At 40.8% G+C, this 26,803-nt stretch carries 24 protein-coding genes; 17 read left to right on the forward strand and 7 right to left on the reverse strand.

Annotated features, from left to right (window positions below; genetic code table 11):
* Positions 1 to 2: 2 nt before the first annotated feature.
* The 7 genes from RM553_RS06765 to RM553_RS06795 form a co-directional block, all read right to left on the reverse strand.
* Positions 3 to 1,346 carry an MBL fold metallo-hydrolase gene (locus RM553_RS06765; RefSeq protein WP_311534201.1) on the reverse strand — a complete coding sequence of 448 codons (1,344 nt, stop codon included), beginning with the start codon at positions 1,344 to 1,346 and terminating at the stop codon, positions 3 to 5.
* Between the two features lie 78 nt (positions 1,347 to 1,424).
* Positions 1,425 to 1,949 (reverse strand): DUF3347 domain-containing protein, encoded by a 525-nt coding sequence (locus RM553_RS06770; protein ID WP_311534202.1) that lies wholly within the window; start codon positions 1,947 to 1,949, stop codon positions 1,425 to 1,427.
* Positions 1,950 to 2,030: 81 nt separating this feature from the next.
* A complete protein-coding gene (locus RM553_RS06775) occupies positions 2,031 to 2,603 on the reverse strand; it encodes a helix-turn-helix domain-containing protein (RefSeq protein WP_311534203.1) in 573 nt (190 codons plus the stop codon).
* 25 nt (positions 2,604 to 2,628) lie between these two features.
* A complete protein-coding gene (locus RM553_RS06780) occupies positions 2,629 to 4,488 on the reverse strand; it encodes an efflux RND transporter periplasmic adaptor subunit (RefSeq protein ID WP_311534204.1) in 1,860 nt (619 codons plus the stop codon).
* A 28-nt stretch (positions 4,489 to 4,516) separates the two neighbouring features.
* Positions 4,517 to 5,737, reverse strand: a complete 1,221-nt coding sequence (locus tag RM553_RS06785) for a TolC family protein (protein WP_311534205.1) — start codon at positions 5,735 to 5,737, stop codon at positions 4,517 to 4,519.
* Positions 5,734 to 9,474, reverse strand: a complete 3,741-nt coding sequence (locus RM553_RS06790; protein ID WP_311534206.1) for an efflux RND transporter permease subunit — start codon at positions 9,472 to 9,474, stop codon at positions 5,734 to 5,736. Before RM553_RS06790 ends, RM553_RS06785 begins: the two co-directional genes overlap by 4 nt.
* A 108-nt stretch (positions 9,475 to 9,582) precedes the next feature.
* On the reverse strand, positions 9,583 to 9,999 hold the full coding sequence (locus tag RM553_RS06795; RefSeq protein WP_311534207.1) for an HYC_CC_PP family protein: 417 nt from the start codon (positions 9,997 to 9,999) through the stop codon (positions 9,583 to 9,585).
* 135 nt (positions 10,000 to 10,134) lie between these two features.
* Here RM553_RS06795 and RM553_RS06800 point away from each other — a divergent pair, with 135 nt between their 5' ends.
* From RM553_RS06800 to lpdA, 17 genes are all read left to right on the forward strand, one after another.
* Positions 10,135 to 11,400 (forward strand): thiolase family protein, encoded by a 1,266-nt coding sequence (locus RM553_RS06800; RefSeq protein WP_311534208.1) that lies wholly within the window; start codon positions 10,135 to 10,137, stop codon positions 11,398 to 11,400.
* A gap of 299 nt (positions 11,401 to 11,699) precedes the next feature.
* Positions 11,700 to 12,026 (forward strand): DUF6660 family protein, encoded by a 327-nt coding sequence (locus RM553_RS06805; protein WP_311534209.1) that lies wholly within the window; start codon positions 11,700 to 11,702, stop codon positions 12,024 to 12,026.
* A gap of 129 nt (positions 12,027 to 12,155) precedes the next feature.
* Positions 12,156 to 16,589: a CusA/CzcA family heavy metal efflux RND transporter gene (locus RM553_RS06810; RefSeq protein ID WP_311534210.1), complete on the forward strand. Its 4,434-nt coding sequence runs from the start codon at positions 12,156 to 12,158 to the stop codon at positions 16,587 to 16,589.
* Positions 16,590 to 16,610: 21 nt separating this feature from the next.
* Complete coding sequence (locus tag RM553_RS06815) at positions 16,611 to 17,867, forward strand: efflux RND transporter periplasmic adaptor subunit (protein WP_236995831.1); 1,257 nt, start codon at positions 16,611 to 16,613, stop codon at positions 17,865 to 17,867.
* 96 nt (positions 17,868 to 17,963) lie between these two features.
* The gene (locus RM553_RS06820; RefSeq protein WP_083646243.1) at positions 17,964 to 18,320 is read left to right on the forward strand and encodes a P-II family nitrogen regulator; all 357 of its coding nucleotides are present in this window, start codon (positions 17,964 to 17,966) and stop codon (positions 18,318 to 18,320) included.
* Entirely contained in the window at positions 18,313 to 18,750 is a 438-nt protein-coding gene (locus RM553_RS06825; protein WP_083646241.1) for a Fur family transcriptional regulator, read from the forward strand. Before RM553_RS06820 ends, RM553_RS06825 begins: the two co-directional genes overlap by 8 nt.
* 18 nt (positions 18,751 to 18,768) lie before the next feature.
* The gene (locus RM553_RS06830) at positions 18,769 to 19,143 is read left to right on the forward strand and encodes a SpoIIAA family protein (protein WP_311534211.1); all 375 of its coding nucleotides are present in this window, start codon (positions 18,769 to 18,771) and stop codon (positions 19,141 to 19,143) included.
* A 27-nt stretch (positions 19,144 to 19,170) separates the two neighbouring features.
* On the forward strand, positions 19,171 to 19,389 hold the full coding sequence (locus RM553_RS06835) for an SHOCT domain-containing protein (RefSeq protein ID WP_083645715.1): 219 nt from the start codon (positions 19,171 to 19,173) through the stop codon (positions 19,387 to 19,389).
* A 157-nt stretch (positions 19,390 to 19,546) separates the two neighbouring features.
* The gene (locus tag RM553_RS06840; RefSeq protein ID WP_311534212.1) at positions 19,547 to 19,906 is read left to right on the forward strand and encodes a SpoIIAA family protein; all 360 of its coding nucleotides are present in this window, start codon (positions 19,547 to 19,549) and stop codon (positions 19,904 to 19,906) included.
* Between the two features lie 164 nt (positions 19,907 to 20,070).
* A complete protein-coding gene (locus tag RM553_RS19715) occupies positions 20,071 to 20,229 on the forward strand; it encodes a double zinc ribbon domain-containing protein (protein ID WP_432271453.1) in 159 nt (52 codons plus the stop codon).
* A gap of 13 nt (positions 20,230 to 20,242) precedes the next feature.
* Positions 20,243 to 20,782, forward strand: coding sequence for a hypothetical protein (locus tag RM553_RS06845; protein ID WP_083645712.1), 540 nt, complete (start codon positions 20,243 to 20,245; stop codon positions 20,780 to 20,782).
* 199 nt (positions 20,783 to 20,981) lie between these two features.
* Positions 20,982 to 21,872 carry a bestrophin family protein gene (locus tag RM553_RS06850; RefSeq protein WP_083645711.1) on the forward strand — a complete coding sequence of 297 codons (891 nt, stop codon included), beginning with the start codon at positions 20,982 to 20,984 and terminating at the stop codon, positions 21,870 to 21,872.
* Position 21,873: 1 nt separating this feature from the next.
* Positions 21,874 to 22,296, forward strand: a complete 423-nt coding sequence (locus RM553_RS06855) for an MgtC/SapB family protein (protein WP_083645710.1) — start codon at positions 21,874 to 21,876, stop codon at positions 22,294 to 22,296.
* A 157-nt stretch (positions 22,297 to 22,453) separates the two neighbouring features.
* Positions 22,454 to 22,828, forward strand: coding sequence for a SpoIIAA family protein (locus tag RM553_RS06860; RefSeq protein WP_311534213.1), 375 nt, complete (start codon positions 22,454 to 22,456; stop codon positions 22,826 to 22,828).
* A gap of 2 nt (positions 22,829 to 22,830) precedes the next feature.
* On the forward strand, positions 22,831 to 24,819 hold the full coding sequence (locus RM553_RS06865) for a heavy metal translocating P-type ATPase (RefSeq protein ID WP_311534214.1): 1,989 nt from the start codon (positions 22,831 to 22,833) through the stop codon (positions 24,817 to 24,819).
* Between the two features lie 38 nt (positions 24,820 to 24,857).
* Complete coding sequence (locus RM553_RS06870) at positions 24,858 to 25,292, forward strand: Fur family transcriptional regulator (protein WP_311534215.1); 435 nt, start codon at positions 24,858 to 24,860, stop codon at positions 25,290 to 25,292.
* Between the two features lie 87 nt (positions 25,293 to 25,379).
* Entirely contained in the window at positions 25,380 to 26,783 is a 1,404-nt protein-coding gene (lpdA, locus tag RM553_RS06875) for a dihydrolipoyl dehydrogenase (RefSeq protein ID WP_311534216.1), read from the forward strand.
* Positions 26,784 to 26,803: the final 20 nt, after the last annotated feature.

A 26,803-nucleotide genomic window follows, 5' to 3' on the forward strand; every position in this document is an offset into this window, starting at 1 on the left:
AATTAATCTGATTTAAAATCTTTTACATTCAACCCAAGATCATATACTTGAGTGTCCGGAAGCAGGTTTTTTATCAGGCTTGCGGCTATGGCAGATCGATAGCCACTAGAACAATGAACTACTACGGGTGTTTTAGGGACAATCTCACGAAAACGATCTTCCAGTTCGGGAAGAGGGATGTGAATAGCATCTGTGAAGATTTTTCCGTTTTCCAGTTCCGATTCATTTCGTACGTCCAGGATCTGATAATCCCGTTTGTTTGATTTGAAATGATTCATATCCAGTTGCGGTTCCCTGATTGTTGTCTTTGCAGACTTTATCAAAGTCCCTTGAATGTTTTTTTCATATCCAATCTTCGCGGCCCTCTTCAATAGTTCCTTCAGGGTATCTTTGTTTTCGGCCACCAGGTAGAAAGGTTCATTGGGCGGCATAATTGTACCCAACCAAGTTTCAAACTTACCACCGGCGGCTATATTTACTGCGCCCTGGTGATGACCTGATTTGAACTCTTGCTGGGAACGGGCATCGATGATCGCGATACCACCCTGAAATGATTCATTTTCAGCTAAGGGTATGGAATTTATGCTTTCTTCAAATGAATCAGCACCATTTCTATTTAAGGAAACATCATGTTTGAAATATTTTGGGATGAAAGGCTGATCTTCCAGTAGAAAATCAACGAAAGTAACTTCATCCATAGGCTGTAATGCAGAGTTTTCCTCCAATTCCCGTCCAATCGTACTGGATAAGTCACTACTTATATTTTTGCCACAAAGCGACCCGGCACCATGAGCAGGATATACTTCCACGTCTTTACCTAATTTCATCAAAACGTTACGAGTTGAGAAATACATTTGACGGGCCATTTCTTTTTCCTGTGTGGCCAAATCCCCATCTTCTTCGCGAAGGTCAGGCCGGCCTACGTCCCCAACGAATAATGTATCTCCTGTAAAAACGGCCTGTTGAGTATCCTTTGCATCTAAAAGTAAAATGCAAATGCTGTCGGGCGAATGTCCCGGGGTGTTCAGAGCTTTCAATTCAATCTTTCCTACTGCCAGAATATCATCCTGGTCGAAGCTAATGTGGGGGTATTTGGCTTCAGCAAACCTACTGGCGTAAATAACTGCTTCCTTCTCTTTCTGAATTTGCAAGTGACAACTTACAAAATCGGCATGCAAGTGAGTTTCGATAACCGCAATAATGTTAGCTTTGTTCTTTTTCGCAAAATTATAGTAGGGTTGAGGGTTTCTTGCGGGGTCGATCAATACTATTTCATCATCGCTTAAAACGGCGTAGGATGCGTGGGCTAAATCTTCATCGTAAAATCTTTCTATTATAGCATTCATAATTACTCTACTTAGATAGTGCCTGAAGAAAGGGCAAGAAATCCTAATGAACCTCTTACCCTTCAACAGGACTTCCTATTACTTTTTAAGAGTTTCCTTTACAGAACCACATCCGGGCATTTTCTGCCCCATATATGGGTTTTGAATCTTTTCCTGCATACTTAACCAATTGGCACCTTCGCCTCCCATTGCCATGGGGCACCAATTCCAATAAAGTGTGGTATTAATTTCATTATCATTGACATCTTTATAAATTGCAGCCGACAATTTTTTGAAATTTTTTCGCTGTTCCACTAAATCAGATGAACTCGCTATGGCATTGGCCATGGTGGCGAATTCTTTATCATTTTTCACCATGATTTTGGCGGCATCCCGGGTTGCTTGAAAATCATCTGCTACCAAAGCATTCTTAATTTTCATATAATATCCTATTCGGGCAGGAACGTCTTTTTGTTGGGATTGATTCTCCATATTATTTTCATTCATCATATTATTCATTCTATTATTTTCCATCTGATTCATGGTGTTTTCGTCACAGGCAGTAGTAAAACTGAAAAGGCTAAATGCTGCAACAGCTGCTAAACTTAATTTTATAAATTTCATTTTGTTAATGTTTAATGTTTAAAATTATACTGCAAAATACTGATAATCAGAATTTTCAATTTCCAAAATTTTGGATTTTTCTTATAAAATTCTGTCTAAAGAATTCCTAAAATTTAAACCCTTGGATTTATAGTGCGAAAGGCTTTCACCGGTTTCATTTTTAAATTGCATACTTAAATGGCCAAGGTTGCTATACCCAAGTATATGGGCGATTTCTGTAAAATTATAATTTTGACTATGGATTAATTCTTTCACTTTTTCGATCTTTAATTTTATAAAGTATTTTTCGATGGTAATTTCCTGGATATAAGAGAAAATTTTGCTCATACTCGCGTAATCCTGAGCCAGCTTATCCGATAAATATTTAGACATTTTTATCTCAATAGGATTTTCAGGCACATTCCCTACTAATTGAATAAGTAAAATTTTAATTTGTTCCACCAGTTTCTCCTCAGGGTTTTCTATTAAATCAAAATCATTGTTTTTCAATATTTCTCGTAGTTGATGTTTTACCACATCAGGGTTTTCGGTTTCAATTACCAAAATTCCCAGTTCCAGTGATACGATATTAAAACCCTCATCATTCAGTTTTTTCCTTATCAGTTTTATACAACTCCTACATACCATCTTTTTTATATAGAATTCTTTTTCCATGATTTTTTGAGTGTTAGTAAGGAGTTTAATTATTTGAATCTATTACCTGTTTCACTTCTCCACAGGATCGCATTGCCTCTTTCATAAAAGGGTTTCTTATTTCCTCGGTTTGACTTAACCAGAAGGCACCCTTATTATTATTGGCCATTGGGCAATAATCCACATACAGGGTCTCATCGCCAGGTCCAAAGGATTCAACTATTTTAATTAAAGGCTGTGACAGGTAGATGAAATTTTCCCGTTTTCCATCTATGGAAGGGGCCTCCTGGCAAAGTTTCGCATGTTGCATGAGGAAATCCTTTTTTTCATCCCAAAATGTTTTGGCATCTCCTTTAAGTAGATTTCCGTCCAACTTTTTCAGGGATTCCATCAGTTCTGAACTGTACTTTTTGGTTGCATTAGCATCTGCCAGAACCAAACCTTCCTTTAAGGCAAGATAGGCTTCAATAACATCATCTAATTGCTGTCTAAAGGCTTTGGGTGTTTCCTTACGAAAATCATAAGCCTTACCTTCTAGGAACTTCTCCGTGCTTACTTGACCCTTCTTGATCATTTCTTTGTCATCCAATTGGCCTTTGGCATCACCGCCCATATTCATCCCGGGCATTGATCCGCCTGGCGTACCACCTTCAGGGCTCATCATGGATTTTTTACCTTTCAGTTGAGCGGCAGCATCCACTGTAAAAGTTCCCTGGGTTACTATTTCATCTCCGTTTTGTAAACCTCCCAATATTTCATATTGATCGCCGCGGGACCTGCCCAGCTTCACTTCCCGCAATTCAAATACAGGCTCTTCACCCTGAGCCCTGATATAAACAACAGAGCGTTCCCCGGTCCAAAGTACGGCGCTTTTTGGTACCGTTATGGTTTCGTTTCCATCTTCGCTTACTCCCATTACCTTTCCTTGAACGAACATCCCAGGCTTAAACAGGCCTTTTTTGTTCGGTAATACAGCACGAATCATTACCGTTCTTGATGCAGTATTCAATACGGGATCGATAAAGGTTATTTTAGCATTAAATTCCTTACCAGGGTAAGCATTTGTAGTGATTGAAATCTCCTGTCCTTCTTCAAGGTCGGCGATCTGGTTTTCATATGCATCGAACATTGCCCACACCGAACTTAGATTGGCTATCTCATAGATAGGCTGTCCCTGTTTGACGTAATCGCCCTCTTCAGCCATTTTCATGGTTACGGTGCCTGATACGGTTGCATAAACGGGAAAGTTTTCCTTAATCTTACCTGAGTTTTCTATGCTATTTATTTGTGATTCAGAAAGTTTCCAGTACTTTAATTTATTTCTTACAGCCTTGTACAGTGCTGGCTGGGACTCCTTTAAAGACGCAGCTGTTAGTAATTCTTGTTGTGCGGAAACCAGCTCCGGAGAATAAATAGTCGCCAGTAATTCTCCACGGTTCACCTGTTCCCCGGTGAAATTTATATAAAGCTTTTCTATTCTCCCGCCAAAATGAGAAACCTGTACAGCGTTTAATTCTTCATTTTCCGCTATCTTGCCCGAAAGGACAAGGGAATTATTTTCTATAGTTCCCCCTCCAATAGTGGTTGTTTGAACATTGGCAAGGGCCATAGCGTTTTTGGTCATTTTAAACTGATCAGTTGTCAATCCGCCAGAACCCTCTTCAGCAGGAATAAGATCCATTCCACAAATAGGGCAGTCTCCCGGTTCAGGTAGCATAATTTGCGGGTGCATTGAGCAGGTCCACATTTGAGTTTCTCCATTTTCGGTTCCGTGATCGTGTCCGTCTGGCATTTCTGCCATCTCTGTACTTTCTATTGTTTTATCTGATGAAATTCCGCCGAATATGAAATACCCCAGCACCAATCCAACGATTAATACTCCGATATATATACTATATTTTTTCATTTTATTTTATGTTTTTAATCCTTACAGATTAGTTAGTGTTACTTAGATAATTTATTAGGGCCATTTGTAAATAATAATTCTTGACAGATTCGATATTGCTGATCTGGAATTTCAACTGTAACTCCTGTACATCCAGTACGTCATTAAAATTAATAATGGCACTTTCGTAGCTTTTAATCAAAATTTCCTCAGCATCATTGGCCTGCTTTAAATTGTCCAGTTGTATCCTGTAGGCTATTCTTGCAGCTTCCCGGTTACTGACCGCTGTTTCCAGCATTGTTTCCAGCTCATTTCTGCGATTTGTCTTTTGAGACGTAATTTCCTTTTGCCTAAGGTCGTTCTGCCGGGAAATTGATTTATACCTGTTGTTGAATATGGGAATGGATAGGGATAGCATGGGCATAAAAATATCCTTTCCGTTCTCGCTGAAATCCATATTCGGCCGTTTTGTAACAGCCACATAATCCAGTCCAAAACCAAGGTCGGGAAGTGATTGTTTTTGATTCAATGATTCTGCATCTTCTACAGATTCATATAATTCATCATACTTTAACAATTCAGGGTGCACCCCCAGTTCTTGTGGGGATGCTACAATATCTGCAATGGGAAGTATGAGGGAATCATATACCTTAACCTCCATATTTTCATTACGATTCAAAAGGTTATTGAATGTACTTTGCTCAGCCATGAAATCCTGTTCCAAGACTTCCCTCCGTTCTGCAATTTCATTTTGCCTTATTTGGAGGCGCAGTACATCAACAGCGGAAGCATTGCCAACCTCCAGAGAGGTTAGCGCAAGTTTTTCGTAGGTTTCCAAAAGATCAATATTATCCTGAAGTACCCGTTGCTTTGCCCTAATGGAGTATAACCTGTAATAGGACTGGGATACGGATAGGGCAAGTTTTCTCTTGGCAATTGTTATTTCCACATATTCGGCATCCGCCAGAGAACTCGCATAGTTTTCCCTGGCTGTAATGGTCCCAAACCAGGGTATCATCTGTCTTACAGAAAACCTGGCAGTCTGGGCACCCGTACGCGTCTCGGGCTCACTCAGAAAATAACCGCCGCTAATCTCAGTATCGGGCAACCAGTTTGCCTCGTTTACTTTCTCATTTGCGATATCAAATCTCAATTCAAAAGCCTGAATTAGAGGGTTGTTTGATTCTGCCTCCTGTAGATAGGATTGCAAATCCTGGGCGTTGGTTTTAACATATAGTAATAATATGCTTATTAAAATTAAATTCTTCATTTCTTATTTCTTTTGAGTGCAAATTCTTTTTTCCAGCTGAATAGAACAGGAACCACAAATAAAGTCATGAGCGCTATTGCCATTCCTCCAAAACTTGGTATAGCCATGGGTATCATGATATCACTACCGCGACCGGTTGAAGTAAGTACAGGTAGTAACGCCAAAATGGTGGTTGCGGTTGTCATTAAACAGGGACGTATCCTTTTTTCCCCGGCTTCCACTATGGAATCCCGTATCTCCTTTTTGTTATCCGGACTGTTTCGATCAAAGGTCTGAGTAAGATATGTTGCCATCACCACACCATCATCGGTGGCAATACCAAACAAGGCAATAAAACCTACCCAGACCGCCACACTTAAATTAATGGTATGGATCTGAAATAAATCTCGAAGATTTTCTCCAAATAAACTGAAATTTAGGAACCAATCCTGCCCATAGAACCAGATCATTAGAAAACCACCGGCAAATGCCACCGCAATACCCGTAAAAACCATTAATGAGGTGGAAACAGATTTAAACTGAAAATACAGGATCAAAAAGATGATAATCAAAGCTAAAGGCACTACAATAGAAAGTGTCTTTTCAGCACGTAACTGATTTTCATAAGTACCCGTAAAACGATAGGTTATACCTTTAGGCACTTGAAGTTCTCCCGAATCGATTTTTTCCTGTATGACTTCCTGGGCGTTTTCTACCACATCTACCTCGGCAAAACCGTCCATTTTATCAAATAAAACGTAACCAATTAAAAAAGTATCTTCACTTTTAATTATTTGTGGCCCCTGTTCGTATCGAATATCAACCACTTCATTAAGCGGAACCGGATTTCCCCCTTCAACAGGTACATAAATCTTTTCCAAATCCTCTGGATCTTCTCTGAGTTCACGAGGATACCTTACTCTTACTCCGTATCGTTCCCGACCCTCAACAGTTTCAGTAATCTGCATTCCTCCAATTGCAACTTTTAAAGTTCGCTGAACATCTTCTATGGAAATACCGTATCGATCTAAACGCTCCCGTTTTATGTCAATAAGAAGATATGGTTTCCCTACAATCCGGTCGGCAAATACAGCTTCATCCTTGACTCCATCAGCCTCTTTAATTATTTCCTCCAGTTTGAGGCCAAATGCTTCAATCTCCCTTAAATCCTGTCCTTTCACCTTAATTCCCATTGGTGCCCTCATTCCTGTTTGTAACATTACAAGCCTAGTTTCAATGGGTTGTAGTTTAGGGGCCGAAGTAATTCCTGGTATTTTTGTAACCCGGACTATTTCATTCCAAATATCATCGGGAGATTCTATTTCCGGTCTCCAGTTTCTGTAATATTCGCCATCTTCATCTTCAATTAAATCATCGGCAGAAAGACTATAAGGATCAACCAGGTCCTCCTCAGAATATTTTTCATTTTCAATTTCGGCTTCAGAGTTAGGATTAATTGCAAACTGATTATTTTTTAAAATAAAAGCACCATTTTCATCCACCCTGTAACGTTGGCGCTCCCTTTCCGTATTCAGCAGAAATTCAGATTTGTATTGAATAATATTTTCATACATGGAAAGTGGTGCAGGATCCAGCGCAGATTCAGTCCTTCCTGCCTTACCAACTGCTGTTTTCACCTCGGGGATGTTGGCTACAGCCATATCCAGTTGTTGCAGAATACGTTTGTTTTCTTCCACTCCGGCGTGGGGCATTGATGTGGGCATTAACAGAAAAGATCCTTCATTGAGGGAAGGCATGAATTCCTTACCTGTATTCTGCATGATCAATACTCCGAGAATAACTATGACCGTTGGTACCGAAAGAAATAAAATTTTATTACGCAATGCCCATCGTAAAATACGGGTATAAAATCTTCTAAAGAGGGCGAAAGTACCCAGTAATCCAAATGCAATAACACTTACGAAAATGAGATTCCAAAAGATACTTTTTTCTACACCTAAGGGTCGCCAATATGCCGCCAGTAAATAAACAATAGCGGTTGCAGAAATTACTATATTTATCAGATTAGAACGTTTCGGTGATATTTTCTTTTTTAATAGTAGAACGCCTGTAAGACCAAACGCAATAAGTACTATCCCTAACATATATCCAAAGAAAAGCGCTATTATTCCCAGGGCTATTATTACGCCATTTACGGTTAAGCCTGCCATATTCTTAACATTTCTCTTTTTATAAAATACTGCGGCGAAAGGGGGAATTAAAAATAATGCAACCACAAGTGAAGCCGTCAATGCCATGGTTTTGGTAAAAGCCAGGGGTCTAAATAATTTTCCTTCGGCACCGATCATTGTAAAAACAGGTATGAAACTAATAATAGTAGTTAAAACAGCTGTCAGTATAGCACCTGAAACTTCAGCGGTGGCATTGTAAACAATTTCATTTATTGACAGTTTCTCCCTGTCTTCCTCAAGATGCCGAATGATATTCTCCGACAAAATAACCCCGACATCCACCATAGTACCAATGGCAATTGCAATCCCCGATAAGGCAACGATGTTGGCCGGAACGCCAAAAAGCTTCATTGAGATAAATACCATTAATACAGCTACCGGTAGAAGCCCCGATATTAGTATAGAAGCACGAAGATTAAAGACCATGATAATGATCACCAACACTGTGATAAGGATTTCCATGGTAAGAGCTTCATTTAAGGTGCCAATGGTCTCCTGAATTAGCTCGGTACGATCATAAAAAGGAACTATAGTTACCTGGGATGTCCTTCCGTCAGCTAATTCCTTCGTCGGCAATCCGGAGCTAATTTCATTAATTTGGTCTTTAACATTATTGATCACCTCTAAGGGATTTGCTCCGTACCGGGCTACCACAACCCCGCCTACAACTTCTGCTCCTTCTTTATCCAGAATCCCACGACGCGTCTTAGGACCTAAATTTACCTTAGCGATGTCCTTTATTCTAACAGAGACATAATCTTCAGACGTTATAACAGTATTCTCTATGTCCTGAATGGATTTTATATAGCCCAATCCCCGAACCAAATATTCAGCCTTATTTATTTCCAGTGTCTGGGCACCAATATCTTCGTTACTCTGTCTGGTGGCTTTTACAACCTGCTCCAGGCTGATATTGTATTGACGCATTAGTTCAGGATCTACATCTATCTGGTATTCCTGTACAAATCCCCCAACTGAAGAAACTTCTGATACGCCGCTGGCACCGGAAAGAGCATATTTAACATAGAAATCCTGTATATTTCTTAGTTCATTTAAATCCCAACCTCCGGTTACGTTACCATCCTGGTCACGACCTTCCAGAGTATACCAGAATATTTGACCTAAACCGGTAGCATCAGGTCCTAGAGAAGGATTGACGCCATCTGGCAATAAACCACTGGGAAGGGAATTTAGCTTTTCCAGAATTCGACTACGACTCCAATAGAATTCTATATCTTCCTCAAAAATGATATAAATAGCTGAAAAGCCAAACATGGAAGAACTTCGAATGGTTTTCACGCCTGGTATTCCCAGCAGGGAGGTAGTGAGAGGGTAAGTTATTTGGTCTTCAATATCCTGGGGTGACCTACCATCCCATTTTGTATAAACAATTTGTTGATTTTCACCAATATCTGGAATAGCATCGACAGCTACAGGATCACTGGGCAATATTCCGGTGTCCCAATTAAAAGGAGAATTTACAATTCCCCAACCTACGAATAAGGCTAGCAGCAAAACAGCAACAAGCTTATTCTCAATTAAAAACTTAATACTTTTATTGAGCATATTATTGATTGTTAAGTAATTACGGTAATCGCGCTTAAAATTATAAGCAAAAAAAGATTAGCCCAATGCAGAAAATTCTGAAGGGCATGATGTAGTATTACTTAATAATCAAATTAGGAAAGTCTGGTCAAGTAAAAGAATATCCCTCACCAGAAGTGGTGGAGTATAATTAGCAAAAGGAATAGTCTCCTTATCCCCAACTTCAAATAGGTTTACAAAAGAATAAGTAAAAGTTGCAACAAAAAGTTGTTGATCAAAAGTCAAAGATTCAACAGAATTCATTTGTAGATCATCCTGACCTTCAACAACAAATTGATCACTACTGCAACATGGAACTTCTGAAATTTCACAAATTTTAGAGAAGGAATCATCCGGCATTTCATTACACCATGAAGCATTATCAAAAAAAGAATAATCCACTAAATTATCAGCACAATAATTGCTTACCACAGTAAAAGACATAGTGGAAAGAAATACAATTAGTGCCAGACTAATGGATAATATTTTTTGAAAAAATTTTTTCATTATGAAATGCAAATATACATAAAGTAGGTATTCAAACAAAAGATCAGACGAGCAGGTTTGTTAAACCTTTCAAAAAACATTTTCAAATTTCAGAAAAGGATGTAATATATACATACAATTTTAAATCTGGCTTGTATGAAAAAAACAAATGATACTATATGGTTGATCGCCGGTTTGAGAACACCTTTCGCTAAGGTGGATAAAGAGTTCAAAGAAAAGGACGCCCTTCAGTTGTCAATTCCTGTGGTGCAGGAAATGGTCAAGAGAGATCTTATATCTCCTGATTTTTTTGTGTGGGGTTCTGTAGCACCGAATCTTGGTTATAGCAATCTTGCCCGCGAGATTCTTATGGATGCTGAATTAGATCAAAGTATTCCAGCATATACCACGATTATGGCCTGTAGTACCAGTATGATGGCAGCCATAGAAGCCGCCGGATTGATAACCGAAGAGGAAGTTGCCTTGGTGGGAGGGGTAGAAAGTATGAGCCGGGTCCAATTAGGACTGAACCAGAATTTTTCCGATTGGCTGCGGAGGTTCTTCCAAAGCAGGACCCTTGCAGATAAATTTTCAAAATTAAAAGATTTGAGTTTTGGGGATATTAAATTGTTTATTCCTAGTGTTACCAATAGGACAACTGGTTTGAGTATGGGTGAACATTCCGAAATTACTACAAAACGCCTTCAAATCGATAGAGAGCGACAAGACGAAATAGCCCTAAAAAGCCATCAAAATTATATAAAAGGAAGGAATAAAGGTTTTTTTAATGACTTGGTTTTACCCCTCAATGGTATTGAAGATGATAAAATTCCCAGAGAAAATACCAGTTTAGAACAGTTAACCAAACTAAATCCCGTATTTGATAAGGAATCAGGGAAAGGGTCTATAACTGCGGGTAATTCTTCCTTGTTGACGGATGGTGCCGCAGGCTTATGGGTATGTGGTTCTAAGGTAAAAGATAAATTTTCTGCCAACTCCTATGCTGCTCAATTAATAGACTGGGAAATTGCCGCGGTAAATATTGAAAAAGAAGGACTCTTGATGGCTACTACTTTTGCCATTCCCAGATTGTTAGAAAGACATCAACTTCGTTATGATGATATCGACCTATGGGAAATTCACGAAGCCTTTGGGGCCCAGGTGGCGGCTAACATTAAATTGCTTAAGGATAAAAACCACCTAAAGAAGGTGGGGGTTTCATTCGATTTTGGAGCGTTCCCTTGGGACCATCTCAATCCAAATGGTGGGAGTATTGCAATTGGCCATCCTTTCGGCGCGACTGGTGCAAGGATTATAAATCAGGCTATTAAGGAATTGACATTAATGGGACCCGGCAAGAAAGCAGTCGTCAGTGTCTGTGCAGATGGTGGACTGGGAACGGTGATGTTATTGGAATCTTAACTGGAATTCCTGAGTGATAACTATAAACTAGGTTTACCACTTTGTATTATCATACTAAAGGTTGGATTTTACACTATTTTAGTCGATTTATTATTATAAATTAAATTTTTCCAACTTTTCTTAATCTCTGCAAATTGTTGAATAACCTGAAACTGGTATTGCATCAATGGCAGCCTAACTTAAGTTTTAAACCGATAATGTTACCATTTCATTTGAATTTATTCCCATAATTTTTTTATTGAATTAGCACACAAGTCTTTTGCACACCCTGTGCATCCCTATTTTCTTATCTTTGTTGTGTGAAAATAATCGCATTCATATTATCATTATATGTGTTCGGGCTCAATTTACTAGCCTGTAACGATAACGACTCTTCAGAAATCTCTTCAGATTCTGAAATAACAGCTGTTAGTTTTCAGGAGATGGATGTTGATCACTCCCACAATCAGACAGCAGATTTATGTCCACCATTTTGTAGTTGTCATTGCTGCCATGTACACACCGTAGATTTTGGTTCTTCAAATTTTGAACCTTTGATTACGGACATTCCATCCAAAGCATTTGTTCATTTCGATAATTTAGGAGATGAACCTATTCTTTCCTTTTTAGATCCCCCAAGGGTTTAATTCAGTTTTTTAATAGGATAACTATATCCTTTTTTTGGCCTTTATTCTCGGTTTTTATAGAGACAAAGGCAATATCGATTTTCCTTCCTAGGAACTATCGAGATGTTTAACTGAATTAATTTTTCTTATATGATTAATAAAATCATTTCATTTTCCATTAACAATAAATTTATTATTGGCCTACTTACTTTGGCACTTATAGGCGTGGGTATCTGGTCCATGTCTACCGTAAACCTGGGATCGGTACCAGATATTACCAACAATCAGGTGCAGGTGATTACCCAATCCCCTAATCTGGCTACCGAAGATATTGAACAGTTTGTAACCTATCCTGTAGAACTTTCCATGGGGAATTTACCCGGAGTTACAGAAATACGATCGGTTTCCCGGTTTGGCCTTTCGGTAGTTACTATCGTCTTTGAAGATGATATGGGGATATATAAACCCCGTCAACTAGTACAGGAAAAACTTAACGAAGTCAGAGGGCAGATCCCAGAAAAATTTGGAAGTCCATCCATGGGCCCAATTACTACCGGACTAGGTGAGATTTATCAGTACACCATTAAACCTCAAATGGGGTATGATACAGTTTACTCACCCACAGAATTACGTACCATTCAGGATTGGATTGTAAAGCGTCAAATGACCCTCGTGGATGGTGTAGTAGAGGTTAATTCTTTCGGGGGTAATATTAAACAATATGAAATAGCCATTAATCCGGAAAAGTTAAATGCTCTGAACGTCTCTATTTCTCAGGTTTTTGATGCCCTTCAAAGAAATAATGTCAATACCGGTGGAGCTTATATTGAAAAAAATAAGATGGCTAATTTTATCCGCGGTGAAGGTTTGGTTAGATCGCTTAATGATATACGAACAATTGTAATCAAGACTGAAAATGGTGTACCAGTAACAATTGGTGATGCAGCAGAAGAAGTTCAGTTTGGTAGTCAGGTACGTTATGGGGCTTTTACCCAGGATGGCCGCGAGGCTGTTGGAGGAATGGTTTTGATGTTAAAAGGAGCCAATCCCAATAAAGTAATTGCCAATGTTCAGGAGCGCATGGAAACGGTAGAACAATCCCTACCGGAAGGATTATCTATAGAACCCTTTTTGGATAGAAGTGTTTTAATTGAGAGGACAACCAGTACGGTAACTCAAAATCTGATAGAAGGCGCATTAATCGTGATTTTTGCCCTAGTCATATTATTGGGAAGTTTAAGAGGAGGCCTCATTACTGCAACTACCATTCCTTTATCACTTCTTTTCGCATTTATATTAATGAAGCAATTCAATGTCTGGGCCAATCTTATGAGTCTGGGTGCTATTGACTTCGGAATAATTATCGATGGAGCAGTTATTATAATTGAAGGTACGGTGTATGAAATACAAAAACGGATTCGATCCGGCAAAGTAAAATTTAATCAGGGGGTAATGGATGAGGTGGCCTATGATGCCGGAAGTACGATGATGGGTTCTGCCTTCTTCGGCCAAATTATTATCCTTATAGTTTTTGCCCCAATTCTTTTTCTTACAGGAGTGGAAGGGAAAATGTTCCGGCCAATGGCCTTTACCTTTGGTTTTGCGATGATTGGGGCAATTTTCTTATGCCTTACCTATGTGCCAATGATGTCTGCACTATTCATGAAACCTATTCAAAATAAAAAGAATTGGTTTGGTAAGTTCGAACGGTGGTTGGAGAAAGTTAGTGATAAAATTATTGGAGGTATTCAAAAAGGATATATGCCTTTGTTAAAAGGAGCTTTAAGATTAAAGTTCATAGTATTAGGGGCTGCGGTAGTCTTACTTATTGTTGCTGGTTTAATCTTTTCCAGAATGGGCGGGGAATTTGTTCCACAACTCGATGAAGGTGATATAGCTATGCAGGCGTTAATCAGGCCTGGAAGTGGGTTGAGTGAAACAATCGATGTTTCCACAAAAATAGAAGATATCTTACTGCAAAATTTTCCAGAAATTAAAACTGCCGTAGCCAGAATTGGAGTTGCGGATATTCCTACCGACCCCATGCCTATGGATATTGCCGATATGTTTATAGTCTTGGAAAAGGATATGGATAAGTGGACTTCAGCTGATTCAAAGGAAGCATTGATTGAAAAGATAAAAGAAAAACTCAATGATGACCTTACCGGGGTAAACCTTGTTTTTAGTCAGCCAGTAGAACTGCGATTCAATGAATTGCTCACCGGTGTCCGGGAAGATGTAGCGGTAAAATTATACGGCGAAGACCTTGATGTCCTTGCCGAAAAAGCCAATCAGATGGGCGAAATTATTCAAACAGTGCCCGGTGTGGGAGATGTAAACCCTGAAAGGACTTCTGGCTTACCGCAAATGACGGTCCGATTTAATCGTGATAAAATTGCCCAATACGGATTGGATATTGAAAAGATTAATGATTACATAAGCGCTGCCTTTGCCGGAGGTACTGCAGGGGTCATTTTTGAGGGGGAAAAACGTTTTGATATGGTTATTCGTTTTGATGAGGCCCACCGTCAAAACATTGATGATTTAAGAACACTTTATATAGACCTCCCTGATGGTACACAGGTACCAATCAAGGAAGTGGCAGACATTAGTTATGTTCCCGGCCCTATGCAAATTTCCCGGGACAATACTTTCCGCAGGACCTATGTAGGGGTAAATGCCCGGGGAAGGGATGTGGAATCTGTAGTGAATGACATTCAGCAAAAACTGGATGAAGAATTAGATTTACCTCCGGGCTACTATATAACCTATGGAGGAGAATTCGAGAACCTTCAAAGGGCAAAAGGTCGTTTGCAAATCGTAGTACCCATCGCCTTGTTCCTAATTTTTGTACTGCTATACTTTGCGCTTCAGTCTTTTTCCCAGTCCATCATGATTTATATAGCAATTCCATTAGCGGCAATTGGGGGAATATTTGCCCTTTGGTTAAGGGATATGCCCTTTAGTATTTCAGCAGGGGTAGGCTTTATTGTTTTATTTGGTGTAGCAGTTTTAAACGGTTTGGTACTCATTAACCGGTTTAATTCCTTAAAAGAAGAAGGAGTGACCAGTATAAGAGAGAGGATTTTTACAGGAACCAAAGAACGAATTAGACCTATTATGTTAACAGCGACAACAGATATTTTTGGCTTTTTGCCCATGGCCTTTTCATCATCTGCGGGGGCTGAGGTTCAACGACCTTTGGCTACAGTGGTAATTGGGGGAATGCTTACAGCGACTTTACTCACTCTCGTTGTACTGCCTGTACTGTATACCTTTGTAGAGAAAAGAAGGGAGAAGAAAGAACAAAACAAAAGCGGTTCTTCCAATTCGCGATCATTTGTTACAATTTTAGTGGTAGGGTTAGTACTAAGCGCAACCCTTACCGCTAACGCACAAACTGATACAACTTCCTATGAATACCCTCTACAGGATACCCTGCAAACTATCAGTTTGGAGGAAGCTAAAGAGTTAGCTATTAAAAACTATCCGCAATTGAAAGCAGCCCAACTGGAAATAAAAAGTGAAGAGGTGTTGCGTAAAACAGCCTATGAATTGGGAAATACCCAGATTTTTACCGGAAAGGAAGAAGTTGGAAATGGATCTGATGGTGTTTATACAAAAGTAGGGGTCCAACAACAGGGGATTGATATCTTCGGAATCGTTCCCAGATTGAAATTACAAGAGGAACGGGTAGCTCTGGCAGAAAATGCGTTAGACCTTACCAGTATTGGGATAGAAAGGGAAGTAAGCCGTGCCTGGGCTGCTGTTTATGCTCAGAAGAGAACCTTTCAGGTCTATAAAAAGATGGATTCTATTTTTGAAGATATTGAAAGGGCTGCCCGGATCAGGTATGAGACAGAAGCCACTTCTAAATTGGAATATCTGGCCACCTCAAACCAGGCAAATGAGGTGAAGATCCAGCTGGAACAGGCTTTTCGGGATTACGTGACCGCTCTGCAACGCTTAAATCTATGGTTTGTGTCCGACACCTTGTACGATATACCCAATTTACCTGCCGAAGCATTGGATACACCCTTAAATTTCCTACTGGAATCCCTGGAAAACCATCCCTTGCTAAGAGTATCGGAACAAAGGGTAGAAGTGGCGAAAGCCGTTACCAGGGAAAGAAAATCAGAATTCCTGCCCAAACTTCAGGGACAATATTCCAGGCAGGAAGTGAATGGGCAGCCTGGTTTTTACCAATATCAGTTTGGAATACAGATTCCCGTCTTCTTTGGTCCTGAATTGGGCCGCACTCAGGAAGCAAAAGTGAATCGCAGGATTGCAGAACAAAATTTTTATCAGGACAAACTCGAATTGGAAACGGCATATAAAAATATGCGTGAAGAATATATTAAATGGCGAAACTCGTGGAACTACTATAAGGAGGAAGCACTTCCCCTAGCTAAAGAACAACAGGATGGAGCTGTGCTGGCCTTTAAGGAAGGGGCTATAGATTATGTGACCTTCCTGCAGAACATAAGGGATGCAATCCGTATTGAAGTAAACTCCTGGAGTGCTTTTAACGATTATCTCGATAGCCGTTATCAACTCGAATATTACCTGAAAAATTCAAACTAAAAAATACCTAAGAAAAACGATATGAAAACAAGATCAGTAAAATTTATAATGCTTGCCCTAATACTAAGCATGGTGTATGCATGTAAAGAAAACCCAGATACAGGCGAAGTCACTTCTCAGGATACAGCATCTTCAAATACTGAGACAGGGGAAGATCACAACGAGGAAGAGGAAGGAGAAGAAGGCCACTCGGAAGAAGAGGGAGGGATGCGTTCGGTTCACCTTTCAGAATTGAAATTCAATAGTTTGGGGATAAAGGTGGATACCTTACCCAAAAAAGCGCTTTCGGGAATTGTGGAGGCTAATGGTCAGCTGGAAGTTCCCCCGCAGTACGAAGCTACCGTTACCGCTATTCTGGGCGGTAATGTTACCTCTATAAAAGTTATTGAAGGGGATAAGGTAAATAAAGGGCAGGTACTGGCTTACCTCTCCCATCCCGATCTAACCAGGATTCAAACAGATTATATTAATGCATTTAACCGAATGCAATTTTTAGAAGATGAGTTTAACAGGCAAAAACGGTTATATGAAGCTGAAGTGGGTTCAGGTAAGACTTTTCAGCAAACCCGGTCAGATTACCAATCGGTTAAAGGGGAAGTAACCGGCTATGAGTCCCAAATTCGGCAATTAAACTTAAGTCCGACACAGGTAAGGAATGGGGACCTTTATGAAAAGGTCCCGGTAACCAGCCCTATTGCCGGGTATGTAGAAAAAGTGAAAGTTCAGGTGGGTCAATATGTAGAACCCCAAACCGGAATGTTTATGATAGTAGATAATGAGCACGTACATGCCGATCTAATGGTTTTTGAAAAAGATATTTACAAGGTGAAAGAAGGGCAAAAGATTTCTTTTAGCCTGGAATCCGTTCCCGATAGCGACCTTACCGGTAAAATCTATTCAGTAGGCAAACAATTTGAACAGAATCCAAAAGCCGTTCATGTACATGCTGAAATCGATAATAAGGAAGATTACCTTATTCCGGGAATGTATATAAATGGGAAAATCCGTACCGGGGAAGCAGCAGTACCCGCCTTACCTGAAGACGCATTAATAGAAGAAGAGGGAAATCCTTACATCTTTATAGCTGAAAAACATCAGGAAGACGGTAAAACCGAGTGGGAACTAAAACCAGTGCAGGTAAGAACTGGGATAAACGAAGATGGCTGGGTTGAAATTAAATTGCTGGAACCCTTACCAGAAGGGGCTTTGGTTGCTTATAACAATGCCTATTACCTGATTTCTGAAATGCAAAAGAGCCAAACTTCCCATGGACATTAATAAATAAAATATGATGGATGGACTCTTTGTAAAATGTTTGTCTTGATTAAAATTACAAAGGGTTCATCCTTAATACGGAACCTAAATAATATAAAAATGAAAGAAATCAAAGCATTTATAAAACCAAAAAGGGTTCAGAAGGTAATTGAAGCCTTAAGTGAAATGGGATTTAAAAGTATGACCATTTCACAGGCAGAAGGCACCGGGGCGTTCAAGGCCAAGGGGGCCAAACCCTCTCTTGATTTTCACGTGACTGACAGCCCGGTGGTAAAACTGGAACTCGTCTGCCAGAACGAAGAGGCGCAATCCGCAATCGATATCATCACGGAAAACGGCAAGACCCCTGACCCAGGGGACGGGATCATTTATCTTTCCGATGTTGAAGATGCTTTTCGAATAAAAAACGGAGAATCCCTGAAGCGTTTCGGGCCAAGTCATAATGAAAATGAATGATGTAGAAATAATTTTAGAAGCTCAAAATATCCGGCCTACAGCCATGCGTATCCTAATCTATAAATTTATGGCGAGGATGAACCGGGCAATAACCCTTACCGAAATTGAAAACAATTTTGGCAAAGCAAACCGTACTACTATTTCCCGAACCATGCGCACCTTTGAAGCTGGTGAGATTGTCCACCAGATAGATGACGGGACAGGGATACCTAAATATGCGCTTTGTGAAAGTGATTGTCACTGTGAGGTAGAGCAGGATTTACACATCCACTTTCATTGTAACCACTGTAATGAAACTGTTTGTTTGACTGATCATAAAATACCGTCAATTAATCTGCCCCAAGGGTACCTGGCGGAAGATATCAATCTGGTGGTAAAAGGAGTGTGCCATAAATGTAATGGTTTTAAAAATAGTCCTGGAAATAAATAACTTTTTAAAATATGGTCAATGATAGCAATATATAAAAAAGACCAAATCATATATACCATTGCAGACTCAGGGCTCAATGCAGAAGATGCAGCCACTCTGGTCAACTCCCTGCGGGACCATACGAAAAAGAACAAGCAGGCCAAATGGTATATGGAAATGGGGGATTTCAAAAAAGAGGTGAAAAACACGGATGGAAGTCCTGATTTTTTATTCCCCGAAAGCAACCGGCTAAAAAAAATTGCCCTGGTGGGCGATAAAATATGGCAGGAACGGTTTACCGAATTATTATTACCGTTTAGCGAAGCCCATATAAAATATTTCGGCCCTGAAGATGGAAACATGGCCAGCAACTGGCTCGAACAAGCAAGCAATAGCAATAGTAATAGTAACTGAAACATGAATCTTTAAATCTAGAAAATTATGATGGACGATTGGTATTTTGGGGGAATGCACTGGATATGGTGGGGTTTATGGATAATCCTCATCTTCTGGATATTTTTAATTCCCTACCCCACACCGGGACAGAAAAACAGAAAGGACAGGGCAATTGAAGCCCTGAGGGAGCGGTACGCCCGCGGCGAAATCGACGAAAAGGAGTTCGAAAAACGCAGGGCGTTCCTGCTAAAGGATAAAAAATAAAATTTATCTATTTGCCCTAGGAGAACTCGCTCTGCTAGCAGCTCTGGGATTTATACATAGTATAAAGGCTCAGTATAATTTAAAGTAACTTCATAGGGGGCTTTCGGGAATAACTGTGGCACTTACGTTGCACGTTTGTTCAAATTACATTTAATATATGTTGCAGATTACAGATATAAAAAGAGAGAATGTGGTTGTCACGGTCGCCAGTGGTAAATTAAATCAACACGATCTTGAAAAAATACATCCCCTTATCCATAGTATTCTTGAAAAAGGATTAAAGATTCGGTGGTATTTAGAGATGAACGATTTTCAAGGCTGGCATATAGAAGGCCTATGGGAAGATTTTACTAAAGATGTTGACCACGAAAAGGAGTATGAAAAAATAGCATTGGTTGGTGAAAAAAAGTGGCAGAGTTGGGCTGTCTGGTTTATGAGTCCTTTTAGCAATGCCCACATTAAATACTTCACTTTAAACCAAAAGAAAGAAGCTGAAAAATGGATTGAAAGTGACTGATGACAGGTCATTGAATGAGTAATCAAAGATTAAACTAAAAATATATTGATATGGGATTATTAAAATATTTGTTTCGAGGCTCCGGATATAGAGACCATCATTCCCTTGGGCATCACAATAAACGTGGTTATGGAAATAGGGAAGATAATTCAGGTTCAAAAGTAATGATATGTTGCACTGCCTGTGGTGAAAAAAACGATGAAAATGCAGCCTTTTGTCAAAAATGCGGTTCACCTTTAGGCAAGTCCACGTGTAGTAACTGTAAGGAGAGCGTGCCGATCGGGGCAAAATTTTGCCCAAACTGCGGGACAGGATTAAACTAATGAATAGCTACAAATGAAATTTTTTGTTTTACTCATTCTGCTGTTTGGTATGCCAAAAGCGAACGCCCAAAACGTTTACAGGACCAAAGAAGGCCACATTGAGATGATGGCACTGGTAACTGGCAAAACCTATAAGGCCGAAAGCCATAAATTGGCTTTAAACCTGGACTATGGTTCAAAAGTGGTGAATGGAGTACTTGACCTAAAAACGCTAGTTACCAACAACCCCATAATCAAAGCTACGCTGGAAAGACAGGAAGAACCCTTATTGATAGAGTTTACAGGATCTGTTCCTTCCGAAGACTTTTTGTCCAGGCGGCACGATCCCATTTCATTTAACTGGCCAATCAGGGTTAATTACAGGGATAGGTCGTTTAAATCCAATTTAAAGGGGACTATAACACATATTGACCAGTCTATGGCAATGTCTTGTTTGATAAGCGCCAGGGGTGAAATTGACGCAGCGGGCACCGGCCTGGACGTTTTGCTGAAAGGAATCGAGGGAGGGCTTCAAATTGAATTTGCACAGATGGTCCTCAAACTGGATAATTAATTTTTAAAAAAATGCCAATCATGGAAATGCTACAAAAACTATTTTCCCATAAAATTTCAACTAATACGGGAACAAGGACCTTCATTGATTATAGGTATTTCCATTTTTCAGTTTTCCTGGGAATAGAATATGGTTTAAAAGCCGACATACGATCAAAATATTTTCAATCGAACTGGCATTCAAGCCTCAACCAACAGTTATGCTCCTAAATAAACGAATATCGATATTTTCCTTTTTAAAATATATAAAATTCGACATTGTCTTAATTGTGATCTATGCCGTTGCAGTAGGCATTTTGGACCAGTATGGGTTTTTATCCAGGATATCCATTCCAATAGGTATAACTGCGGTTTTTGGGACAGCCGTAGCCTTGTTACTAGGGTTTCGGACAAACCAGGCCTATGAACGCTGGTGGGAAGCCAGGATTATCTGGGGAGCCATTGTTAACGACTCTCGTACTTTGGTACGACAGAGCATTACCTTTTATGATAAGAAGGATGACCAGTATGAATTTAGGATCAAAGAAATAGTTTTACGACAAATTGTGTGGTGCTATGCACTGGGTGAGTCCTTAAGGAAAGTGGACTTTTCCCCTAAGGTAGCTGGCTATCTAAAAGTTCAGGACATTAATGATCAAAATGTGCCGAATGCCATTCTGCTAAAACATTCTGTAGCCTTATCAGGAGCCCTTAACGATAAGGTGATCAATAAATTCCAACAGGTGCAAATTGATAGCACGATAGCGCGCCTCTGCGATTCAATGGGCAAATGTGAAAGGATCAAAAACACAGTTTTTCCTAAGGCACATAGCCTTTTGATACACCTGATCATTTATGTATTTGCAACAATGTTGCCTTTCGGCCTGTCAGACAACTACCTCTCTGTGGAAATTGGTCTTACCATCGCTATCCCTTTGATCTTTATAGCTATTGAAAAAACATCAATTTTAATGCAGGACCCCTTCGAAAATAATCCAATGGATACGCCTATGACCGATCTGGCACAAACAATAGAAATTAATTTGAAGGAAATGACGGGCGATAAGGATATACCCGAGAAAAAGAAACCTGAAACATATTACGTTTTATGATATGGATTTGCAAACTGAAATAACGCTGATTCCCAGATTATTGGTTGCCTTGTTACTAGGTTTCTTGATTGGGCTTGACCGTGAAATTCATGGTCACGACGCTGGCATAAGAACCTATGCTTCCGTTTGTTTGGGAGCGGCACTATTAACCATCATCAATACGCATATTGAAGTGGCAGACCAAACCAGGATTGTCGCAAATATTGTTTCGGGGATTGGGTTTTTGGGAGCAGGTATCATTTTTAGGGACAGCGTCAAGCATTCTATATCGGGGTTAACAACCGCAGCTACCATCTGGGCCACTGCCGGAATAGGTATTGCAATAGGATACGGAATGTACCTAATCGGCATAACTGGTGCCTTTCTGATTATACTCCTGCTGGTTTCCCATCATTTTCCATTTTTTAAAAAGAAAAAACGATGAAATGAATAGTAAAAACCATACGGGGTGTATTTTATGCCAACCTTGTAATGGGACACAATACAATTAAACGTGGTCCAGTGTGTGGGGGCGTTCGCACCGGGATAATTGCACACCCTTTGCACGGTTATTTTATTTAGATTGACTAAAATTTATAAAAATGCTACAGATAATAAACTTAGAAGAGGAAAATCTTATTGCCGCTAAAATCAGCGGAAAACTTACGGAACAGGATATGCGCAAGCTGCACCCGCTCATTCATAATATCATAGAAAAAGGCCATAAAGTGGATTTTTATTTTGAAATAGAAGATTTTGTAGGTTATACCCTTAAAGGATTCTGGGAAGACCTAAAGATTGATTCAGCACACTTGGGAGATTACGGTAAGATGGCCTTTGTGGGCAATAAAAAATGGCAGGAATGGGCCGCGAAGGCAACTGATTTTTTTACCGGTTCGGAAGTAAAATTTTTTGAAAAGACCAATAAAGAAAATGCACTTGAATGGATTAAACGCCCTCATCAAAAAAGTATTTAATTATGGAAGAAAACAACGAACAAGGCAAAAAGGACGGCCACGGGCATAGCCACGGTGGTATCCTCGGCAAAAACACAGAACTCTATTTTGCCATTTTGAGTGGGGCCACGCTAATTACAGGTTTCCTGTTGGAAAAATTCACCGGAATTTCGGACAATATTCCCTTTGGCCTGTATCTGGCCGCCTACTTTTTTGGTGGCTTTTTCACCTTGAAGGAGGCTGTTACCAAAGTGGCCAAGGGCGAGTTTGAAATCGATTTCCTAATGCTGGTCGCGGCAGCGGGTGCAGCCTATCTGGGCGAATGGGCAGAGGGGGCTTTGCTGCTCTTTCTGTTCAGCCTAGGGCACGCCCTGGAACACTACGCGATGGCTAAAGCCCAAAAATCCATTGCCGCATTAACGGACCTCGCCCCCAAAACGGCCCTGCTTAAAAAGGATGACGATACCGTGGAGGTGAGCATAGAAGAACTACAGGTGGGTGACATTATCATGGTGAGGCCTAACAGCAAGATTTCCGCCGATGGAGTCATCATAAAGGGTAAAAGTAGTGTGGACCAGTCGCCCATTACCGGGGAGAGCGTTCCGGTGGACAAAACACCGATAGAGAATACCGGTAAAGAATATACCGCAAAGAGCGATATACCCGATGAAAGCCGTGTGTTCTCAGGGACTATCAACGGCAACAATACCCTGGAGATAAAGGTAATCAAAGAGGCCAAGGACTCGACCCTTAACCGCCTGGTCACGATGGTGCAGGAGGCTCAAGAGCAAAAATCGCCTACCCAGTTGTTGACCGATAAATTTGAGCGGTACTATGTGCCGGCGGTCATCATACTGGTCATTCTCTTGAACTTCGCCTTTTTGGTCATCGATGAGACCTGGAGCGAGAGCCTCTACCGTTCTCTGGCGGTATTGGTAGCTGCAAGTCCGTGCGCGCTGGCCATTTCTACGCCTTCTGCAGTATTGAGTGGTGTGGCAAGGGCTGCAAAGGGCGGGGTTTTGATAAAAGGTGGTCGCCCATTGGAAGACCTAGGGGTACTTACCGCACTGGCTTTTGACAAGACGGGTACCCTTACCGAGGGAAAACCAAAACTCACCGATGTGAAAACTATAGGCAACATTGAGGAAAAGGAGTTTTTGGAAATTGCTGTCGCGGTGGAAGAACTCAGCGACCATCCCTTGGCGAAAGCCGTGGTACGGGACGGTATGGAACTGCTGGGAAAGGACAACAAGATACCTGATGCCAATGACCTGGAAGCCATACAGGGCAAGGGTATAAAGGCGAGCTATCAGGGAAGCCCGGTCTTTATAGGCAATCTGGAACTCTTTGAGGATATAGATGATGGTGTCCCCGATAAAGTCTCAGAAAAGGTAAGAAACCTTGAAGGCCAAGGAAAGACCACGATGCTAATAAAAAGGGGCGATGAATTTATAGGAATGTTGGGCCTTATGGACACCCCACGGGAAAAGGCCAGAGAAACCCTTTCGCAACTAAAGGAAATAGGTATCAAGAAGATGATCATGCTTACGGGCGACAACCAGAAAGTTGCCGATGCAGTAGCGGAGGAAATCGGGCTGACAGAAGCCCGTGGTAGCCTGCTGCCCGAAGAAAAAGTGGAGGCCATCAAAAAATTATCTGAACAGGAGAACAAACTGGCTATGGTGGGGGATGGGGTAAACGATGCCCCGGCTATGGCAAACAGTACGGTAGGTATCGCCATGGGTGCTGCAGGCAGCGACGTAGCCCTGGAGACTGCAGATATAGCGCTGATGGCGGACAAACTGGAAACACTACCCTTTGCCATAGGGCTGAGCAGAAAAGCCAAGTCCGTTATTAGGCAGAACCTGTGGGTAAGCCTTGGCGTGGTAGCGTTGCTCATACCGGCCACGATAATGAGCTGGGCCAGTATTGGTATCGCGGTGGCCATCCACGAAGGTTCTACATTGGTAGTGGTAGGTAATGCGCTTCGGCTTTTAGCATTCAAGAAATAAACTTAGTAAAGGAGGCTACCTTTGAATCAACATTAAAAATGAACAAAACGGAAAAAATATTATCCAGTCACGGTATTCGCCCTACTCAAATGAGGTCCAAGATATACAGGTATCTGAGAAGGAAGCAAAGTGCCGTGTCCTTTTCCGATTTAAAAAAGGTCTTTGCTAAAAAGAGCGAAACCAATAAAACAGCAAACAGAACGACTTTTTATCGCAGCCTTAAAATCTATGAGGATAAAGGACTAATTCATCAGATTAATGATGGAACCGGAGTAGCAAAATTTGCGATTTCCGGTGAAAATACAAAAAGTAAATACGGTACGGATTTACATCTGCACTTTCATTGTACCGAATGTAAGAAAACAATCTGTTTGCCAAATAAAATACCGGAAGAAAGTTTACCAAGTGATTATAAAATAAACGATGTCAACCTGGTATTAAAAGGAATATGTGTAAAATGTAAGGAAAAATAAGAGGTGGGAGATCCAGAACCTTGAACCCTTGCTCCCAAGAGTCAAGTTCAAGGTTCTTCCACCTTATTTAACCAAAAAAATATAACAATGGAAAAATATGATATATCAATTATTGGTTCCGGTCCCGGTGGCTATGTGTGTGCCATACGTGCGGCACAACTGGGCTTTAAGGTGGCTATAATCGAAAGGTACAGCACCCTCGGCGGCACTTGCCTTAACGTGGGTTGCATCCCTTCAAAAGCCTGGCTGGAAGCCTCGGAACATTACCACAAGCTCAAACACCAATTCGAGGATTTTGGCATTGGTGTCAAGGAGGCGAATATAGATATTGCAAAAATGAACCAAAGGGTTCAGGATGTCGTGGGGGAAATCATCAACGGGGTAGCCTACCTGATGAAAAAGAACAAGGTTACCGTTTATGAAGGCCACGGAACTATCAAGGATAAGAACACCATTGAAATTAAGGGCGAGGACGAAACACAAACCATAGAAACCGATAAGATGGTCATCGCCACGGGGTCAAAACCCGCATCACTGCCCAACATAGAAATAGATAAAAAAAGGATTATTTCCTCTACGGAAGCCCTTGCCCTCAAAGAAATCCCCAAACAATTGATGGTCGTTGGAGGTGGTGTCATTGGGGTCGAAATAGGTTCGGTCTTCGCCAGGTTGGGCTCAAAGGTTTCCATCGTAGAGTATTTCGATGGGCTTATCTATACAATGGACAAATCTGTAGGGCATCAATTGTACAGGTCCCTAAGGAAACAGGATATTGATTTCTATCTGGAGCACAAGGTCACAAAAGCTGTGGCAGCAGAAGGTAAAGTAAGCCTTACCGCACAGAACAGGAAAGACGACAAGGAAATGCAGTTGGAAGGAGACCTTTGCCTAATGGCCATAGGCAGAAAACCATATACCGACAATCTGGGCCTCGAAAACCTGGAAGTGGCAACCAACGACAAAGGACAAATAAAGGTAGATGACAACCTGGAAACCAATATAAAAGGGGTCTATGCCATAGGAGATGTAGTCCGTGGGGCGATGCTCGCCCATAAGGCCAGTGAAGAAGGTGTTTTTGTAGCCGAACGCATTGCGGGACAAAAGCCGCATATCAATTATTCCCTCATACCAAACATTGTCTATACACAACCGGAAGTGGCCGGCGTGGGCCTTACCGAGGAGGAACTTAAGGAAGCAGGTAGAGCAATAAAAACGGGCTCATTTCCTTTCAAGGCCAATGCAAGGGCCAAGATAAGTATGGACACGGACGGCTTTATAAAAGTGATTGCGGACAAGGAAACCGATGAGATTTTGGGCGTTCATATGATAGGTCCGCGCATAGCCGATAGTTATACGGAAGCTGTCGTAGCGATGGAATTCAGGGCAGCGGCAGAAGATATTGCACGGATGTCCCACGGACACCCCACATTTTCAGAAACCTTTAAGGAAGCCTGCTTGGCCGCTACCGAAGACCGGGCGTTGCATATATAAATTTTGGAATGGAGAATAAG

The sequence above is a fragment of the Autumnicola tepida genome, from assembly GCF_031846485.1.
GTDB lineage: Bacteria > Bacteroidota > Bacteroidia > Flavobacteriales > Flavobacteriaceae > Autumnicola > Autumnicola tepida.